The organism is Arenibacter amylolyticus, assembly GCF_002150785.1.
In the GTDB taxonomy this organism is placed as follows: domain Bacteria; phylum Bacteroidota; class Bacteroidia; order Flavobacteriales; family Flavobacteriaceae; genus Arenibacter; species Arenibacter amylolyticus.
In genome coordinates, this window is the sequence record NZ_MTAZ01000078.1 from 1 (window position 1) to 3,156 (window position 3,156).

2 protein-coding genes are annotated in these 3,156 nt (G+C 44.1%); both read left to right on the forward strand.

The genetic code is table 11. The features are described from left to right. Positions 1–399 (forward strand): hypothetical protein (locus BV214_RS16320; protein ID WP_217868851.1); only part of this gene is annotated, 399 nt, incomplete at its 5' end. Between the two features lie 856 nt (positions 400–1,255). Then, on the forward strand, positions 1,256–3,156 hold a 1,901-nt coding region (locus tag BV214_RS16325; protein WP_086478564.1), incomplete at its 3' end, for a relaxase/mobilization nuclease domain-containing protein.

Below are 3,156 nucleotides of genomic sequence, written 5' to 3' on the forward strand. Positions count from 1 at the left end.
GGTACGGCCAATGTAGAATATACTTTTCGGGTAAGCGATACCTCGATCGATTGGGGTACGACCCTCCGGGTCAACGGTTCAGAAATTGAAATAATGTTACAGAATGTCGGGGACGGTATGGCCGTAGCAGGCTATGGATTAACGTTGACAGGTGCTGGTACCGGATTTGGGGTTCCAATTGCAGGGATTGGAAGCGGAGTCTCATTTTCGGGTTCTATATTAGAATCAGCAGCAAACGCCAATTGGTCGAAAGGTGGGATTACAATTGGGGCTTTTGGGGTTGACTTAGGCACGGATATTTTAATAAAAAGAATCCCTGGATCTACATTATCAACTCAAATACTTCTTCAAAATAAAAGTTTGAAGATAAACTTGATTGAAAAATTTATTAATAACTGAAAATTGTTGTCAAAATGAGCTATCTTAAGTATATATTAATGATAATTATTTGTTCAATATTTTTATATTTTTCCAATAGGTTACTGGAATGCACAAAAAAATCGGGAAAAATTGAAGAAAAAGACCATTATATTAGTAAGGAGACGAGCGATCATTATTATGATATAAGGTTTTTTTTTGCTAGAATATTCGCAATTATAATAATTTTATGGAGTGCTTATGAATTGTATAGGTATATTATGTCATTATAGAAACGAGTAATGATAGTAGGATTTATTTTAGCTCCCGCTTAGATTAATAGGCAATTTCGGATGGATCTAAGGATTCCCTTTAAAACTTTTGAAAGCTCAAATCTTTTTTTTTGATAGAGCCTGCTTACCCAGAAGGTAGTAATTAAACTTATAATATTTACCATGCCCCTGCGGCCATCGGACCTACCTTCCGAGCCTATTCTTTTCCCTACCCACATTTTACCCATCCGCTAGGGGAGGATTTCTCCATCAGTCTTGCCCGACAGCCTCGGCCCCGCACCAAAGCTCAAGGGGCGAAAAACCCCTTGCCCTTTTTCTCCCTCGCTATGTAATCGACCTATTTAACCCTTTTCCCACCATCTTTTCGAATAAAATATAAAACCATATTAAACCAGGGCTGGTCTTATATGGTCTCATATGGCTTCATATGGTTTTGAGGCGTAAAATACTGTAAATAAGTCTTTTAAGTTGGTTTTTTAATGTATTATATTTATATAGGATTATCCGTTTTTAACGGATAGCAAGTTATGTTTTGCGCTACGCAAAACTCCTACTTCTAGCGAAGTGAAAAGCTGCCCTTGGGAATAATAATCAACAAAAAGATCATGATCGCACGACTCCTATACCGTAACAAAGTGCAAGGCGTACTGAAATACGTACTGGGGAAACCGGAATCGACCATTCTCGGCTTCCACAATACCTATTCCGATACGGATACAAACCTCAAGGTCTTCGAACAGGTACTTGTCTTTTTGGGCTTCCGCCATGCCTCTGAAAAGCGCTACGTACATGCCACCCTGAACCTCCCCCGTGGCGAACACCTAGACAATGATACCTTTTTGGCCCTGGCCAAAGCCTATATGGAGTATATGGGCTATGGGGAGCAGCCTTTTATTGTGGTACGACATCACGATACCGAGCACGAACACGTGCACATCGTCTCTAGTACCATTAGGGAGGATTGTACCCAGATCAACCTTTCCTTTGACTATAGAAGGAGTATGGCTGCCCAGAAGCACCTAGAGAAAAAGTATGGGCTTTCCCCCTCCCCAGAAAAAAGATCGGTCCGGGAGCTTCCCAAACTGGAAACGCCCCAGTTTAACCACAAGGAAAGCAACGGGGTCCGATACTATATGCAGGACATCTTGAACAATACCCTGCAAAAACATAAGGTGCGGAGTTTTGACGAGCTTGGCAAACTACTGGAAAAGTACCATATCCAACTGAAGGTAGTGGAGCGTTCCGGTAGGGTAGGGCTAGCTTATGGCATTGCCACCAAGGAAGGATACCGATCCCGGTTTATTGGCGGCTATACCGTGCACCCCCAATTCTCCGGTCCCAAACTCCAACAAGTCTTCGAGCGCAATAAGGAATCGGCCCTATTGCCCATGGTGAAGAAACGACTGGAAAAGCAAGTACAAACTACCTATAAACTATTTAGGACCCTCCGTCCCGTGCACCTCCCAGATGTTCTGGACTCCCATCAAAAGCTCGATTGTAGGCTAAACTACAACGATCAGGGAGAGGTGGTGGATTTCACCATCTATGATAAATCGGGCTATGTGTTGCGCAGCGACGAGATTGGGAGGGGTCTAGGCATCCAAGAGAACCCCGAGTTGTTCCAAACCGAACACACCCAAATGTACATGGACAGCAGGCAATTGGAATTGGAATTCCAACGCTGCTTGAGGGAAGCCTTCCAAAAGACCTATCGAGATTTGCGATACAAACCCCTGTTCTCCGAGCATATCCTTAAAACTCCTTTAGATGTTCTGGTTAGGGAAATGATGAAATCGGAGCGCTTTCTCTTCCTTAAGAAACACTTACATACCGATAACCGGACCTTGTGGAAGGTAATCACCTCCCACTACTATCCTTTTAGTGAGAAGCTATATACCTCCGCCATGAATAAGGAAAAGCAGGAATTGCAAAAGAAGGCCGACCTTATTCAACGGGCCAGGGATCGGCTGTTCACTAGTACGTTGGACCAAAGGGAGGTCCTTGGTGCGCTTGTCCAAAGTCTGGGCGTACGATACAATGAGGGCACCCTGACCTATGCGAATTCCAAGCTCCACCAAGTACCAGTGGATCTGGGCAGTTATTTATTACAGACAAGCGTAAACCCGTATGTACCTCCTGGTTTTGCACGTGAAAACGAAAAGCTATTGGAAGGGCTGCTGCACGGCAAATCCGCCAAAGAGATAAAGCCGGGGCCCACCGCCCTATTTTTGCCCATGGTATTCCCAAAACTCTATAATGCTATGGTACCAACCTTTAGGGAGCGGTATGATACCTTGGCCCTAAAAGCCTACCATCGGTATGCCGAACGGATGCAGGCGCCCTTTGAGAAATCCCCAAGGGACTATATCGCCTTTTTCAACGCCAGGGGCTTTTATTTTGAAGAGCAGGGAGGAAAACTCTGGGTAGGTTCTCTTTATTCCAAATATAAAGTAACGGTCGCCCTTTCAACGAAAATGCAGGACTACCTACTATCGTCCCCTGAGCT